The sequence below is a fragment of the Pseudomonas sp. SWRI81 genome, from assembly GCF_014268545.1.
GTDB classification, from domain to species: Bacteria; Pseudomonadota; Gammaproteobacteria; order Pseudomonadales; family Pseudomonadaceae; genus Aquipseudomonas; species Aquipseudomonas hamedanensis.
In genome coordinates this window covers 134,205-149,989 of record NZ_JABWQS010000005.1, presented here as the reverse complement: position 1 = coordinate 149,989, position 15,785 = coordinate 134,205, and the positions used below count along the sequence as shown (strand labels likewise).

The following is a 15,785-nucleotide window of genomic DNA, read 5'->3' as shown; positions in this document are numbered from 1 at the left end:
TTTCTTTTTGCTGTCCAGAATCTGTGGTGAATGTGCCGCCGTCATCGCGAGCAGGCTCACTCCTACAATTGATTGGGTTCACAATTCAAATGTAGGAGTGAGCCTGCTCGCGATAGCGCCGGCACGTCTACTGACAATTCAGGGCTTACGCAGCAAATAGGTATCCATGATCCACCCATGCTGCGCCCGCGCCGCCTTGCGCACCCGTTCAATCTCGTCTGCGACATCCGCCAGCCGGCCGCTGAGCAGAATTTCGTCCGGCGTGCCCAGGTAAGCCCCCCAAAAAATCTCCGTCTGCCGATCAGCGACCCGCTGATACGCGTCCTCTGCGTCAAGCATCACCACCAGACTGTCCGCCTCACTCGCCTGCCCCGCCGCCAGGCGACGTCCCGTGGTGATTTCCACCGAGCGCCCGATCGCGTTCAGCGGCACTTTGTGTTGCGCCGCCAAGGCCTGAACGCTGGTGATGCCAGGAATGACGTCAAAATCAAAGACACACGTCCCGGCAGCCAGGATCGCCTGGAGGATGCGCACCGTGCTGTCGTATAACGCCGGGCGCCCCACACCAGAAAACCGCCGCACTGACCGTCGGCCAATTCGTCATTGATCAGGCGCTCGAAGGTCTGCTGCCGGGCGCGGTTCAGCTCATCCACGCTTGTGGCGTAGTCGACATCGCCACGCTCGCGCTCCGGGCTGTGTGCTTCGACGAAGCGGTACGCGGGCTGCGTGATGTAGCGCTCGCAGATCTCGCGACGCAAATCGATCAGCTTGTGCTTGCGCTGACCTTTATCCATCAGGAAGAACACATCGACCCGATTCAGCGCTTTCACTGCCTGCATTGTGATGTAGTCCGGATTCCCGGCACCGATACCGATCACCAGCAAACGTTTCATCAGCGTGCTCCCTGGAGGTCAGCCCCAGGCAAACGTAACCGCCAGAGGCCGTTGAACTGCAACTCGATAGTCGACAGCGGTTCGACATCAATCGCATTGAACGCCGCGCCCTGCATCACGTGTAGCAAAGCCGCACGCATCACGTAAGGATGGGTCACAGCAACCACATGCCCCGGATTGAGCTGAACTTCACACAACCAATTCGCGACCCGTGCACGCAACTGCGCCACTGACTCGCCGCCATGAGGGGCGGCCTGCGGATCGCTCAGCCAGCGCTGCAACGCATCGGCCTCGCTCACCTGCAAATCCTTGATCGCTCGGCCCTGCCAGCGCCCCCAATCGCAATCGCGCAACGCTGGCTCCATTTGAGCATCCGCACCGAACCACGCGGCTGTCTGCCGGGTACGCAGTTCCGGACCGCAGATCAGCCGGCGTGCGGCGCTGAAACGTGCAGGAAAAAGGTCGGACGCCTGACACGAAGTTTCAACAGGCTCATCAGTAGGAAATATCGCCAATTTTTGTGCGACGGTTCGCGCATGGCAGATCAATGTCAAACGGCTGCTTTGCACATGCTTTCACTCGGTTGAAGGTTATTGAAAATCAAGGAGGTACCGCCGTTTTTTGGAGTAGACCGACGGAAACAGGGGGCCTCATGGTTATGCACTGTAGCGCTGGCAAGCGCAAATACGGCAATTTCGCACACTGTCCTACGCGATGGACTACAAGGTAGATCGACTTACGTGTAGCCCTTTTGATACGGGCTGTTTGCCCTGTTTCGGTGCCGCTTAAACAGCTACAAAAATTCACTAGACATGTAGCCACAGTTACATAAATACTCTTTTAACGGATTGTGAAGCGAATTCAACAACCTCCTCATCCAGCAGGAGCCCGGATGCCCCCTCTTAGAGATCTGATCACCAACCCCGGCCTGGATCTTACGCCGTCGGAGCGCAAAGTCGTTCGCGCGCTGCTTGATCAGTATCCACGTAATGGCCTTGGCCCGATGGCGCGGCTGGCCGAACACGCCGGCGTCAGTGACCCGACCATCGTCCGGCTGGTAAAAAAGCTCGGTTTCAGCGGCTATGCCGAATTTCAGGATGCCTTGCTCAGCGACATGGACCATCGCCTGCGTTCGCCACGCACGCTGCTGCAACCGCGCGCCCAGCACAATAAAGACGACGTATGGGGCCATTATCTGGGCGAGAGCCATCGCTTGCTGGTAGACACCCAATCGCTGACCCAGCCGGAAGACGTGCGCATCCTCACCGAATGGCTGCTCGACACCCGGCATCAGGTGTATTGCTTTGGCGGTCGCTTCAGCAGCCTGATGGCCACCTACCTGCTCAACCATCTGCGCCTGCTGCGTCCGGGCTGTTTTGCTTTGGAAGACAACGCACTGCTGCCTGACCGGCTGTTCGATCTGCAACGTCAGGACGTGGTCCTGGTGTTCGACTATCGCCGTTATCAGACCCAGGCCCTGCGCGTGGCCGCGGCGGCAAAAAACCACAGCGCCCGGGTGGTGCTGTTCACCGACATCTATGCCTCGCCACTGCGTGAAATGGCCGATCTGATCATCAGCGCACCGGTGGAATCGGCGTCGCCCTTTGACACCATGGTGCCGGCGCTGGCGCAGGTCGAGGCGCTGATTGCCTGCCTGACCCAGCGCGGCCCGGATCTGGCCGATCGCCTGGAAGGCATCGACGCCCTGCGCAACGACTTCGCCACCCACCTGCTGGAGGATAAATAAGGATGTTCAGCCTTCCCCACCGCTCGCCGCGGGATCTGCCGTTTGTCACCGACCACACGGCATTGCTCCTGGTTGACATGCAGCGTGCCTGGCTCGAACCGCAGTTCGATCCTCACCTCGATGACCCGGACGCGGCGTATTTCCTTGAGCGTGCCCGCGGGCAGGTCATACCCAATCAGCAGCGTTTGCTCGGGGCTTTTCGTCAGGCCCGGCAAAACGTCCTGCATACCTTGATCGAAAGCCTGACCGCCGATGGCCGCGACCGCTCGCTGGACCACAAGCTGTCGGACATGCACCTGCCCAAGGGCAGCCCGCAGGCACAGGTCATCGCCGAGCTGACTCCGCTGGAAAATGAAGTCGTCTTGCCGAAGACCTCCTCCGGCGTGTTCAACTCGACCGCCATCGACTACGTGCTGCGCAACCTCGAAACCCGCCACCTGATCATCGCCGGCATCGTCACCGACCAGTGCGTCGACATGGCCGTGCGCGACGCCGCCGACCGTGGCTATCTGGTGACGCTGGTCGAAGACGCCTGCGCCACCTACAGCGCCGAACGCCATTACGCCTGCCTGAATGCAATCAAGGGTTACTGCTGGATCACCGACACCGCCACTGTGCTCAGCCGTCTCCAGGAGATGCAGCCATGAGCGCCCGTCTGACGCCGCTGCCGATGACGACCCTGGTGACCACCGACCTGATCGGCATCACCCGGGGCCGCTCGTTTCCCACCGATGAGCTGGAGCATTATGAAGTGGCCGGTTGCGGCTGGGTGCCGGCCAACAGCGCGTTGACCCCGCAGGACATTATTGCCTCAACCAACCCGTGGGGCGCGTATGGCGACTTGCGCCTGATTCCCGACCTGAGCAGCCGCGTCACCGTCGGCACTGGCCCGGACGCCGACGCGCCGGCACTGGACTTCATTCACGGTGACATTCGCGAGACCGATGGCCGACCGTGGGGCGCCTGCCCGCGCACGTTGCTGCGCGATGAGATCGAGCGGTATCGCGAGACGCTGGGCTTGCAGGTCAATGCTGCCTTCGAACACGAATTCAACCTGCACGCGGGCATCGCCGAACATTCGGCGTTTTCCTTGGAAGCACAGCGTCAGGGCGCCGAATTCGGCGGCTGGCTGCTCAGCGCTTTACGCGCCGGCGGAATCGAGCCGGAAATGTTCCTGCCCGAATACGGCAAGCATCAATACGAAATCACCTGCCGGCCGACGCTCGGCGTGGCCGCGGCAGACCGCGCGGTGAACGTGCGCGAGATCAGCCGCGAGATCGCCCGGCAGATGGGCCTGGCGCTGAGTTTCGCGCCGAAGACCGCCGCCAATGCCGTGTGCAACGGCGTGCATTTGCACATCAGTCTGCTCGACCTCGCCAGCCAGCCGGTGCTGTACGACGCCGGCACCATCAATGGCCTGTCGCAGATTGGCCAACACTGGGCCGCTGGCGTCTTGCACTATTTGCCGGCCTTGTGTGCGTTCACTGCACCGACGCCGGTGTCCTACGAGCGCTTGCAGCCGCATCACTGGAGCGCGTCCTACGCCTGTCTGGGGCAACAGAACCGTGAAGCGGCGCTGCGCATCTGCCCGACGGTGACCCTGGGCGGCAAGTCCGTGGCCCGGCAATTCAATCTGGAGTTCCGCGCCATGGACGCCACCGCCTCGCCACACCTGGCCATGGCGGCACTGCTGATCGCCGGCCGCCTGGGCATCGAGCAACGACTGGCGCTGAACGCAATCACCGACGAGATTCCCGATTCACTCAACGACGAGCAACGCAAGGCCCGGGGCATTGTTGCCCTGCCCGCCTCGCTGGCGCAGGCGCTGGATTGCCTGCGCGACAGCGGCGCCTTCAACGAATGGCTGCCCAAGCCGTTGCTCGACACCTACCACGCCCTTAAAACCGAGGAACTGGCGCTGACGGAACAGCTCTCGCCCGATGACTTGTGTGAGCACTATGCACGCCTGTACTGAATCCGCCGAACTGGGGTTATACACCCGACCGGTCTATAACCTTAGTCGCGAGCAGTCGACGACGCCGTTGATTCTCGTGTGCGAGCACGCCAGTCGCTACATCCCCCAGGCCCTGAACAATCTGGGCCTGGACGATGCCGCGGCGGCTGAACACATCGCTTGGGACATTGGCGCCCTCGAACTGGCCGAGCAATTGTCGCAGCAACTGAATGCGACGCTGTTGAGCGCCAACTACTCGCGACTGCTGATCGACCTCAACCGCCCACGCCACGCGCCCGACAGTATTCCGACGCAGAGCGAGATCTATCAGATTCCGGGCAACCGCGAGCTCGACGAAGCCACCCGCGATTACCGCCGGCAGAAGCTGTTCAAGCCGTTTCATGCGCGCTTGCAGACGCTGATCGACGAGCGCATCGCCCAAGGCCAACCGGTGCGGGTCGTAGGGATTCACAGTTTCACCCCGGTGTATTACGGCCAGCCGCGTCCGCTGGAAATCGGCGTGCTGTTCGGCCAGGCGCAGGCCTACGCCCAACGCGTACTCGACGGTCTCGACAAACACTCGCTGAAAGTGGCGGGCAACCAGCCGTACCGGATCGACCCGCTGGGTGACATGACAGTGCCGGTTCACGGTGATGCCCGGGGCCTGGACTCGGTGCTGATCGAGGTGCGCAACGACCTGCTGCGCAACCGCGAAGACGTGTCGCGCTGGGCCGATTACCTCGCACCACTGTTGTAGGAAAACCCTGCTGACGCTGTAAATGATCGACCGCCACAACAACTGAAACGACCGATTGCCTGACAAGGAGTTGCGCTTCATGGAAATTGAAGAATTCGGCTACAAACAAGAGTTGAAACGGAGTCTGACCCTCACCGATCTGGTGGTTTACGGAATGATCTTCATGATCCCCATCGCCCCGTTCGGTGTGTATGGCTACGTCAACGCCGAAGCGCCGGGCATGGTGCCGCTGGCGTACATCATCGGCATGGTGGCAATGCTGTTCACGGCGCTGAGCTACGGCAGCATGGCCCGCGCTTTTCCGATTGCGGGCTCGGTGTATTCCTACGCGCAGCGCGGCCTGAATCAACACGTCGGTTTCATCGCCGGCTGGCTGATGCTGCTCGACTACCTGCTGATTCCGCCGCTGCTGTATGTGTATGCGGCGATGGCGCTGAACCATCTGTATCCGGACATTCCCAAGGTCGGCTTCATTCTGGCGTTCCTGGTCAGCGCGACGTTCGTCAACCTGCGCGGCATCACCTTCACAGCGCGGATGAACATTGTCTTTCTGCTCGCGCAGTTGGTGGTCCTCGGCATTTTTCTGTTCTACGCCTGGAATGCCCTGCACAGCGGCGGCGGCAATGGTGAGTTGACGCTGGCGCCGCTGTATCACCCGGAAACCTTCAACTTCGCCCTGCTGATGCAAGCGGTGTCGATTGCGGTGCTGTCATTCCTGGGCTTCGATGCAATTTCCACGCTTGCCGAGGAAATCAAGGGCGACCCGGGCAAGAGCGTCGGCAAAGCGGCGTTGATCACGCTATTGGTGATGGGGGTGATATTTGTGGCGCAAACCTGGATCGCCACCGACCTGGCGGCCGGCATGGGCTTCAAGTCCGCCGACACTGCGTTCTATGAAATCGCCGAAATCGCCGCCGGCAGTTGGCTGGCCACGCTGACCGCGGTGGCAACCGCTCTCGCCTGGGGCGTCGCCGTGGCAATCACGTCGCAGGCTGCGGTGTCGCGCCTGCTGTTTGGCATGGCCCGCGACGGCAAGCTGCCAAAAGTGCTCGCCAGGGTTCATCCGAAACACAACACACCGTACCTGAGCATCTATCTGGTGGCGGTGCTGTCGCTGGTGATCTGCTACCTGTTCATCAACTCGGTCGACACCCTCACCTCGCTGGTCAATTTCGGCGCGCTCAGCGGTTTCATGCTGCTGCATCTGACGGTCATCAACTACTACTGGCGTCGGCAGAAGTCCGGCCGGGTGGTACGCCATCTGCTCTGCCCGGCGATCGGCTTCAGCATCGTTGCGGCCATCATGTACAACATGGGCGTCGATGCCCAGAAACTCGGGCTGATCTGGATTGCGTTGGGTCTGGTGTATCTGTTTTTCCTCAACAAGCTTGGCGGCAGTACGGCGCTGCCTGACCCGAGCAACGGCTGACAAGAAAAAGAGCGGCGTCTGACAACAAATCAGGCGACCGCCGATTTATCGCGTGGACACCGACAGTGATAGTCAGGCTTGGCGAACGCGCCAAGCCTTTTGATACAGGAGTTACATCCATGCTGGTCTTACGCCCGGTCGAGCAGAGCGACCTGCCCCAGCTACAGCAACTGGCCCGCGACAGTCTGGTCGGCGTGACCTCCTTGCCTGACGACCGCGAACGCCTGCGCGACAAGATTGCCGCCTCCTGCGCTTCGTTCGACAGCGAAGCGGCAGCGCAGGGCCCGGAGAACTATTTTTTCGTCCTGCAAGACCTCGACAGCCAACAACTGCTCGGCTGCTCGGAGATCCTCGCCACCGCCGGTTTCAACGAGCCGTTCTACAGCCTGCGCAACCGTCACTTCACCAGTGCCTCGCGGGAGCTGAACATCGAACACGGCGTGCCGGCATTGTCGTTGTGCCATGACCTCAGCGGCCACACCTTGCTGCGCGGTTTCCACATCGATGCGAAGCTGGTGCGCACAGCATTTTCCGAGCTGCTGTCGCGGGCGCGCCTGCTGTTCATCGCCGCACACGCGCCACGCTTTGCCGAGACGGTGATTACCGAAATCGTCGGTTACAGCGACGCAGACGGCCATTCACCGTTCTGGGATGCACTGGGCAAACATTTCTTCGACTTGCCCTACCTCGAAGCCGAGCGTCTGTGCGGATTGCAGAGCCGGACATTCCTCGCCGAACTCATGCCGCAATACCCGATCTACGTGCCGATGTTGCCGCAAGCGGCGCAGGACTGTATTGGCAAGATTCACCCGGACGGCCAGGAAGCGTTCGACATCCTGGCGCGGGAAGGTTTTGAGACCAACAGCTACATCGACCTGTTCGACGCCGGCCCGACGCTGTATGCGCGCACCGCGAACATCCGCTCGATCGCACGCAGCCAAACTGTCGCGGTGCAACAACAGCCACACATCGATGCGCGCGGGCGTTACCTGCTGAGCAACGATGCACTGCACAGTTTTCGAGCCGTTGTGGCCGAACTCGATTATCAACCCGATCAACCGCTGAGCCTCACCCCCGCCCTCTGTGCGGCGCTGAACGTGACCGAGGGCAGCCCGATCCGGCTGATTGCCCTGTGAACCGCGCCCGGTTCCGAACCCCACGACAGCGCCCCGCCAGGCGCGCAAAAGGAGTTACAGCATGATTGTCCGTCCGGTCAAAGTCAGCGACCTGCCCGCCTTGATGACCCTGGTGCAGCAGGCGGGCCCGGGGTTCACGACCCTGCCGGCCAACGAAGACCGCCTCGCTCACCGGGTGCGCTGGGCACAGCGCGCGTTCGCCGAACAGGTGGAGCGCGCCGACGCCGATTATCTGTTTGTGCTCGAAGACGACGAATCGCGCGTGGTCGGCGTCAGCGCGATGGCCGGCGCCATCGGCCTGCGCGAGCCCTGGTACAACTACCGGCTCGGCGTAACCGTCAGTTCAGCGCCGGACCTGGGCATTCAAAGGCAAATACCGACGTTATTTCTCAATAACGAGCTGACCGGCCAATCGGAGCTGTGCTCGCTGTTCCTGCGCCATGACCAGCGCGTCGGCAGCAACGGCCGCCTGCTATCGCTCGGCCGCCTGCTGTTCGTCGCCGAGTTTCCTCACCTGTTTGGCGAAAAGATGATTGCCGAACTGCGCGGCAATGCCGACGAGCAAGGCTGTTCGCCGTTCTGGGACAGCCTGGGCCGGCACTTCTTCCAGATGGACTTCTGCCATGCCGACCACTTGTCGGGATTGGGCAACAAAGCCTTTATCGCCGAACTGATGCCGCGTCAGCCGCTGTACACCTGCCTGCTCACCGAGGCGGCTCAGGCGGCTATCGGCCAGACGCATCCGAACACCGAACCTGCGCTGAAAATCCTTCAGGCCGAGGGGTTTGCCCACAAAGGCTATATCGATATTTTTGACGGTGGCCCGGTGATCGAAGCGCCGGTGCGCAATATCCGCACCGTGCGCGACAGCCTTGAACTGACCCTGAGCCTCGGCAGCCCGGACGACCAGGCGCCGTTGTGGCTGATCCACAACCGCCGTCTGGAGAACTGCCGAATCACCGTGGCCCGCGCCCGACGAGTCGGCGACAGCCTGGCGATCGACCGTCTCACCGCCAAACGCTTGCAGTTGCAACCGGGCAATTCGGTGCGGGCGGTGATGCTGCCCCATCAGCAACAGCAGGCCGCCGCTGCCTGATACGCCGTTCCCCCCATGGCGAGGACTTGCTCGCGCTCGAAGATGAATCCTTTCAGCTCGGGACTGCCATAAACGGCTCCCCGACAAATTCGTCATGATTATTGACCCACCCGCGTGATAGCCTTTTCACTCTTCGGCGTTGACACCTTTGCTCAAGCCTTTCCATTCCTTTGTATTGGTGGAACTCGTATGACCAGGCTTTCTCATCAAGATTTGCGCCGTAATTTTCGTCAGTTGCTGGCCTCCGACACCTGCTACCACACGGCCTCGGTGTTTGATCCTATGTCGGCGCGCATCGCGGCCGACCTCGGTTTTGAAGTGGGGATTCTCGGTGGATCGGTGGCTTCGTTGCAGGTGCTGGGTGCACCGGACTTTGCCCTGATCACCCTCAGCGAGTTCGCCGAACAGGCCACACGCATCGGCCGTGTCGCCCAGTTGCCGGTGATCGCCGACGCCGACCACGGTTACGGCAACGCCCTCAACGTGATGCGCACCATTGTCGAACTGGAACGCGCCGGCATTGCCGCCCTGACCATCGAAGACACCCTGCTGCCTGCGCAATTTGGCCGCAAATCCACTGACCTGATCACCGTCGCCGAAGGCGTTGGCAAGATCCGCGCGGCACTGGAAGCCCGGGTCGACACGGAAATGGCGATCATCGCCCGCACCAACGCCGGCATCCTGCCGATCCAGGAAATCATCAGCCGCACCCGCCAATATCAAGCCGCGGGCGCCGATGGCATCTGCATGGTCGGCGTGCAGGATTTCGATCAACTGGAACAAATCGCCGAACACCTGACGGTGCCGCTGATGCTGGTGACTTACGGCAACCCGGCGCTGCGCGACGACAAGCGCCTGGCCGAACTCGGCGTGCGCGTAACCATCGACGGGCATGGCGCATATTTTGCGGCGATCAAGGCAACCTACGACAGCCTGCGCGAACAGCGGCAGATCTTCACCCAGGCCTCCGACCTGAGCGCCACCGAGTTGACGCACACTTATACCCAGCCGGAGGAATACATTCTCTGGGCCAAGGAATACATGAGCGTCAAGGAGTGATGTGAACGCTGCACCGGCCCCTTCGCGAGCAAGCTCGCTCCCACATTGAACTGCGTCCGTCGCAACATTGATGGAAGCTGCAAAAGCAGTGTTCCGAACCGAATTTGTCAGCACAGGGAGCCTCCCATGCAGCACGAAACACACAGCCACGGCATCAACATGTCTGCCCTGGGCCGCGACAAGCAGAGCCTGAACCTGGCGCAGGAAACCGTCGCCATCGAAGTGCCGGGCCTGAGCCTGTACTACGGCGACAAACAAGCACTGTTCGACGTCAGCATGAACATCCCGAAACAGCGCGTGACCGCCTTCATCGGCCCGTCCGGCTGCGGCAAGTCCACGCTGCTGCGTACCTTCAACCGCATGAACGATCTGGTTGACGGCTGCCGCGTCGAAGGCGCGATCAACCTGTACGGCAACAACATCTATCGCAAGGGCGAGGACGTGGCCGAGCTGCGTCGTCGCGTCGGCATGGTGTTCCAGAAGCCTAACCCGTTCCCGAAAACCATCTACGAAAACGTGGTGTACGGCCTGCGCATCCAGGGCATCAACAAAAAGCGCGTCCTCGACGAAGCCGTCGAGTGGGCACTCAAAGGCGCAGCGCTGTGGGATGAGGTCAAGGACCGTCTGCATGAGTCGGCGCTCGGCCTGTCCGGCGGCCAGCAGCAACGTCTGGTCATTGCCCGCACCATCGCCGTTGAGCCGGAGGTCTTGCTGCTCGACGAACCGTGCTCGGCCCTCGACCCGATCTCGACACTGAAAGTCGAAGAGCTGATCTACGAGCTGAAATCCAAGTTCACCATCGTCATCGTGACCCACAACATGCAGCAGGCGGCGCGGGTGTCCGACTACACCGCGTTCATGTACATGGGCAAACTGGTGGAATTCGGCGATACCGATACCCTGTTCACCAATCCGGCGAAGAAGCAGACCGAAGACTACATCACCGGTCGCTACGGCTAACCGTAGAGCCGCAAGCCTGGAGCTGCGAGCGGCAAGTTTGAAACGGTGTGATTGACAGGACTAACACATAACTGCTTGAAGCTTGCGGCTTGAAGCTTGCAACTTTCGCGGAGCGAACGAATGATTTCCAAAGAAGGCCTTACTCATCATATTTCCGCGCAGTTCAACGCCGAACTGGAAGAAGTGCGCAGCCACCTGCTGGCCATGGGCGGGCTGGTCGAGAAGCAGGTCAACGATGCGGTCACGGCGCTGATCGAGGCCGATTCCGGGCTGGCTCAGCAGGTCCGCGAGATCGACGACCAGATCAACCAGATGGAACGCAACATCGACGAAGAATGCCTGCGCATCCTCGCTCGTCGCCAGCCAGCGGCATCTGACCTGCGCTTGATCATCAGCATTTCCAAGTCGGTGATCGACCTGGAACGCATCGGCGACGAAGCCACCAAGATCGCCCGCCGCGCCATCCAGTTGTGCGAAGAAGGCGAGGCGCCGCGCGGTTATGTCGAGGTTCGTCACATTGGCGACCAGGTGCGTAACATGGTTCGCGATGCGCTGGATGCATTTGCCCGTTTCGACGCCGATCTGGCGTTGTCGGTCGCGCAGTACGACAAGATCATCGACCGCGAATACAAGACCGCGCTGCGTGAGCTGGCGACTTACATGATGGAAGATCCGCGCTCTATCTCGCGGGTTCTGAGCATCATCTGGGTCCTGCGTTCGCTGGAGCGCATCGGCGATCATGCGCGCAACATCTCCGAACTAGTGATTTACCTGGTACGCGGCACCGACGTGCGGCACATGGGTCTCAAGCGCATGAAGGAAGAAGTTGAAGGCACAAGCGGTGAAACCGCTAATGTTCCGGGCGAAGCTGACGATAAGTAAGATTGCCTGAGAAAAGCGCCCGGCCCTTTGGCCGGGCGTTTTTGTTTACGGCTTTTGTATTGAAAAGCAGCACCCGCGAACGAAAAGTCCCGGCGTGACTGAAAAGTTTTGGCAAAGTGCCATCATTCAAGCGTTATGCTTGCCGGGATTTTTTTTAGGGGTGTTGGATGAGCAAGATCAGTGTGTTGGTCGTGGACGATGCTTCGTTCATTCGTGACCTGGTGAAAAAGTGCCTGCGTAATTACTTCCCGGGGATCCGCACCGAGGACGCCATCAACGGCAAAAAGGCCCAGGCCATGCTGGCCAAAGAGGCCTTCGACCTGGTGCTGTGCGACTGGGAAATGCCGGAAATGTCTGGCCTCGAACTGCTGACCTGGTGCCGCGAGCAGGACAACCTCAAGACCATGCCGTTCATCATGGTCACCAGTCGTGGCGACAAGGAAAACGTCGTGCAGGCGATCCAGGCCGGCGTTTCCGGCTACGTCAGCAAGCCGTTCACCAATGAGCAGTTGCTGACCAAGGTCAAGCAGGCGCTGAACAAGGTCGGCAAGCTCGACACCTTGATGAACAGCGCACCGACCAAAATGAATTCGGCGTTCGGCAATGATTCCCTGAGCGCACTGACTGGCGGCAAGCCTGCCGTGGTCGGCGCAGCGGCTGCCAATCCGTTCGCCAAGCCCGCTGTGGCGGCGCCAGCCCCGGCCGCAGCGCCATCGCGCGGTCTGCTCAACAGCCCGCCGGTGCAGGCACCTGGCACGTCGAAAGCGCCAGTCGGTGGTCGTGGTCAGGGGCAATTGCGCCTGCCGAGCGGTACTCAGCAATGCGTGATCAAGGCCTTGAGCATCAAGGAAGCGCTGCTGGTGGTGAAACGCACCGAGACCCTGCCGCAGATCCTCGACAGCGCCGTGCTCGATCTGGAGCAGGGCGACAATGCCGAGATCGCCCGCCTCAATGGTTACCTGCACGCGATCGTCGCCCACGAGCAGAAAGCCGACAGCGACTGGCTGCAACTGACCTTCCGTTTTGTCGACCAGGACGCGCAGAAGCTCGACTACATCTCGCGCCTGATCGCCCGTGGCACGGCGCAAAAACACTTCGTGCCTGGCGCCTGACCTTCGTCGCCTGACACACCGTCTTCGCGAGCAGGCTCGCTCCCACCCTGGAATGCATTTCACATGTGGGAGCGAGCCTGCTCGCGAAGGGGTCGTCAAAGAACACCGCGCATCTCCTGCGCTGGCCAATTTGAAACATCTGTCGACTAGCCTGGTCTGTCTCAGCTGCTAGGCTGATTCCCAGGCCTCCCTTCGACAGACTTTTGCCCATGCTCGCGCGCCTGCTGTTTTTCTGTGGTCTTTGCCTGGCCTCCCACTTGGCGATGGCCATGACCATCTACAAATCCACCGATGCCAACGGCGTGGTCTCGTACAGTGACCAGCCGAGTAAAGGCGCGAAAGTGTTCGTGTTCCAGGACCGCATGGTCGAACGCCTGGAGCGACAGGTGTACCTGGACATCAAGAAGCAAAAAGGCGTCGACGTGGTGTTTGCGCGCAACGATCTGTATGCACCCGTCGAGGTTGCCCTGGCCTTTATCGGCATGAGCAACGTGCGTGGCGCGCCGGCCAAAACGATCCGCCGGGTGCTACCGGCGCGCAGCAATACCCGTCTGGCGCTGCTGACGGCGATTAGCGGTGACAAGCCGCTGGTGTATTCGCCGCAGTTCCAATATTCGCTGGGTGACCCCGCAGGCACCGCGCAAAGCTATCGCTATCCGTTGCCCTGGCGTGGTGGACCGTTTCGCCTGAGCCAGGGCGCCAACGGCCAGTACAGCCACTACGGGCCGAAGAATCGCTATGCCATGGACATCGCCATGCCGGTGGGCACGCCGATCATCGCCGCGCGGGCCGGGGTGGTGGTGAAGACCGAGAATTCACAGAGCGGGCGCGGCACCGATGCGTCGGGCAATTTCGTCCGGGTCCTGCACGATGACGGCACCATGGGCGTGTACCTGCATCTCAAGCAGGGTTCGGTGAGCGTGCGCGAAGGTCAGCGCGTGAAGGTTGGCAGCCCGCTGGCGCTGTCGGGCAACACTGGCAACAGCAGCGGCCCGCATCTGCACTTTGTGGTGCAGCGCAATACCGGGGAAGGGCTGGTGTCGATTCCGTATCAGTTCAACCAGCCGCTGGGGGCGTTGCCCAACTTTGCGTTGGGCAAACAGTGAAAGTAATGGGATCAACTGTGGCGATTGGATGTATCTGTGGCGGGGATTTATCTGTGGCGAGGGGATTTATCCCCGTTGGACGGCGCAGCCGTCCCAAATCCTACAACCGCACCTCACCTGACGAATCGCATTCACCGGCTTAGGGAGGGCTGCGCCCTCCATCGGGGATAAATCCCCTCGCCACAAAAGCTGCCCCGCAATCGTGATCAATCCAGCATCAACACCTTGGCCAGCACAATCTTCGGCCCTTTCATCTTTTTGATGATGATGCGCAGGCCTTCGACTTCCAGCACTTCTTCCTCTTCCGGCACCCGTTTCAGGGTTTCGTAGACCAGCCCGGCGAGGGTCTCGGCTTCGATGTGATCGAGGTCGATGCCCAGCAGGCGCTCAACCTTGAACAGAGGCGTATCACCGCGCACCAGCAGCTTGCCCGGCTGATAGGCGAGGATGCCGCGTTCGGCCTTGCGGTGTTCGTCCTGAATGTCGCCGACCAGCACTTCCAGCACGTCTTCCATGGTCAGGTAGCCGATGATGTTGCCGTCAGCCTCCTCGACCACGGCGAAGTGCGAGCCGCCCTTGCGGAACTGCTCCAGCAGTTGCGACAGCGGCATGTGCCGCGACACGCGCTCCAGCGGGCGGGTCAGTTCGGCCAGGTTGAACGACTCGGGGATATGATCCAGGGCGGCCAGTTCCAGCAACAGATCCTTGATATGCAGCAGGCCGACGAACTCCTGGCGCTCGCTGTCGTACACCGGATAACGGCTGAACTTGTGGCGACGGAACATCGCCAGGATTTCCTTCAGCGGCGCGTTGAATTCCAGGGTGATCAGGTCTTCCCGGGAGTTGGCCCAGTCGACCACTTCCAGCTCGCCCATTTCCACCGCCGAGGCCAATACGCGCATGCCCTGATCGCTCGGATCCTGGCCACGGCTGGAGTGCAAAATCAGTTTCAGTTCTTCGCGGCTGTAATGGTGCTCATGGTGCGGACCGGGCTCGCCTTGGCCGGCGATGCGCAAAATGGCGTTGGCGCTGGCGTTGAGCAGATAGATCGCCGGGTACATCGCCCAGTAGAACAGGTACAGCGGCACCGCCGTCCACAGCGACAGCAGCTCGGGTTTGCGGATCGCCCACGACTTTGGCGCCAGTTCACCCACCACGATGTGCAGATACGAAATGATAAAAAACGCGGTGAAGAACGACACGCCTTTGATGATCTCGGGCGAGTCGACGCCGATCGCGCTCAACAGCGGCTCGAGGATGTGCGCAAACGCCGGTTCGCCGACCCAGCCCAGGCCAAGGGAGGCGAGAGTGATGCCGAGCTGGCACGCCGACAGGTAGGCATCGAGCTGACTGTGCACGGTGCGCAGGATGTGCCCGCGCCAGCCGTGTTGTTCAGCGATGGCCTCGACCCGGGTCGAGCGCAGTTTGACCATGGCAAATTCTGCCGCAACGAAAAAGCCGTTGAGCAACACCAGGATCAGAGCAAAAAGAATCATGCCGAAATCGGCGAAAAGCGTAGCGAGGGACAAGCCAGGGGAAGGGTCCATGATGGAGTTTTGCGGGTTCCGTGTGATTCGAAAGTAAGGGGAAAAAGCGCCTGGAAGGCAGGCACAAGTCAGCCAATGTAGCGGCTGACCGGGCAATTGCCTAGTGG

The 15,785-nt window shown here is 60.9% G+C and carries 14 protein-coding genes and 1 pseudogene; 12 read left to right on the top strand and 3 right to left on the bottom strand.

The window, feature by feature from the left end:
- Positions 1-138: 138 nt before the first annotated feature.
- Both cobF and HU765_RS05390 read right to left on the bottom strand, forming a co-directional pair.
- A pseudogene (gene cobF / locus HU765_RS05395) lies at positions 139-893 on the bottom strand (precorrin-6A synthase (deacetylating)).
- The gene (locus tag HU765_RS05390; RefSeq protein ID WP_186619303.1) at positions 893-1,462 is read right to left on the bottom strand and encodes a histidine phosphatase family protein; all 570 of its coding nucleotides are present in this window, start codon (positions 1,460-1,462) and stop codon (positions 893-895) included. The pseudogene cobF and the gene HU765_RS05390 overlap by 1 nt, the downstream one beginning before the upstream one ends.
- A 323-nt stretch (positions 1,463-1,785) precedes the next feature.
- On the opposite strand from HU765_RS05390, the gene HU765_RS05385 reads away from it, so the two are divergent.
- From HU765_RS05385 to HU765_RS05330, 12 genes are all read left to right on the top strand, one after another.
- Positions 1,786-2,640, top strand: coding sequence for a MurR/RpiR family transcriptional regulator (locus tag HU765_RS05385; protein WP_186619302.1), 855 nt, complete (start codon positions 1,786-1,788; stop codon positions 2,638-2,640).
- 2 nt (positions 2,641-2,642) lie between these two features.
- Positions 2,643-3,287, top strand: coding sequence for an isochorismatase family cysteine hydrolase (locus HU765_RS05380; protein WP_186619301.1), 645 nt, complete (start codon positions 2,643-2,645; stop codon positions 3,285-3,287).
- Complete coding sequence (locus HU765_RS05375; RefSeq protein WP_186619300.1) at positions 3,284-4,615, top strand: glutamine synthetase; 1,332 nt, start codon at positions 3,284-3,286, stop codon at positions 4,613-4,615. The genes HU765_RS05380 and HU765_RS05375 overlap by 4 nt, the downstream gene beginning before the upstream one ends.
- Positions 4,599-5,351: an N-formylglutamate amidohydrolase gene (locus tag HU765_RS05370; RefSeq protein ID WP_186619299.1), complete on the top strand. Its 753-nt coding sequence runs from the start codon at positions 4,599-4,601 to the stop codon at positions 5,349-5,351. The genes HU765_RS05375 and HU765_RS05370 overlap by 17 nt, the downstream gene beginning before the upstream one ends.
- 79 nt (positions 5,352-5,430) lie before the next feature.
- Positions 5,431-6,780, top strand: coding sequence for an APC family permease (locus HU765_RS05365; protein ID WP_186619298.1), 1,350 nt, complete (start codon positions 5,431-5,433; stop codon positions 6,778-6,780).
- 119 nt (positions 6,781-6,899) lie between these two features.
- Positions 6,900-7,916 carry an arginine N-succinyltransferase gene (locus HU765_RS05360; RefSeq protein WP_186619297.1) on the top strand — a complete coding sequence of 339 codons (1,017 nt, stop codon included), beginning with the start codon at positions 6,900-6,902 and terminating at the stop codon, positions 7,914-7,916.
- Positions 7,917-7,977: 61 nt separating this feature from the next.
- Positions 7,978-9,012, top strand: coding sequence for an arginine N-succinyltransferase (gene astA, locus HU765_RS05355; protein ID WP_186619296.1), 1,035 nt, complete (start codon positions 7,978-7,980; stop codon positions 9,010-9,012).
- 189 nt (positions 9,013-9,201) lie between these two features.
- Positions 9,202-10,071 carry an oxaloacetate decarboxylase gene (locus HU765_RS05350; RefSeq protein WP_186619295.1) on the top strand — a complete coding sequence of 290 codons (870 nt, stop codon included), beginning with the start codon at positions 9,202-9,204 and terminating at the stop codon, positions 10,069-10,071.
- A 126-nt stretch (positions 10,072-10,197) separates the two neighbouring features.
- Positions 10,198-11,031: a phosphate ABC transporter ATP-binding protein PstB gene (pstB, locus tag HU765_RS05345; RefSeq protein WP_186546130.1), complete on the top strand. Its 834-nt coding sequence runs from the start codon at positions 10,198-10,200 to the stop codon at positions 11,029-11,031.
- A 120-nt stretch (positions 11,032-11,151) separates the two neighbouring features.
- Complete coding sequence (phoU, locus tag HU765_RS05340; RefSeq protein ID WP_186531114.1) at positions 11,152-11,913, top strand: phosphate signaling complex protein PhoU; 762 nt, start codon at positions 11,152-11,154, stop codon at positions 11,911-11,913.
- A 167-nt stretch (positions 11,914-12,080) separates the two neighbouring features.
- Entirely contained in the window at positions 12,081-13,025 is a 945-nt protein-coding gene (locus tag HU765_RS05335) for a response regulator (RefSeq protein ID WP_186619294.1), read from the top strand.
- Positions 13,026-13,234: 209 nt separating this feature from the next.
- Entirely contained in the window at positions 13,235-14,131 is an 897-nt protein-coding gene (locus HU765_RS05330; RefSeq protein WP_186619293.1) for a M23 family metallopeptidase, read from the top strand.
- A gap of 206 nt (positions 14,132-14,337) precedes the next feature.
- Here the strand turns inward: HU765_RS05330 and HU765_RS05325 are convergent, their stop codons facing one another.
- Positions 14,338-15,678 carry a hemolysin family protein gene (locus HU765_RS05325; protein WP_186546126.1) on the bottom strand — a complete coding sequence of 447 codons (1,341 nt, stop codon included), beginning with the start codon at positions 15,676-15,678 and terminating at the stop codon, positions 14,338-14,340.
- Positions 15,679-15,785: the final 107 nt, after the last annotated feature.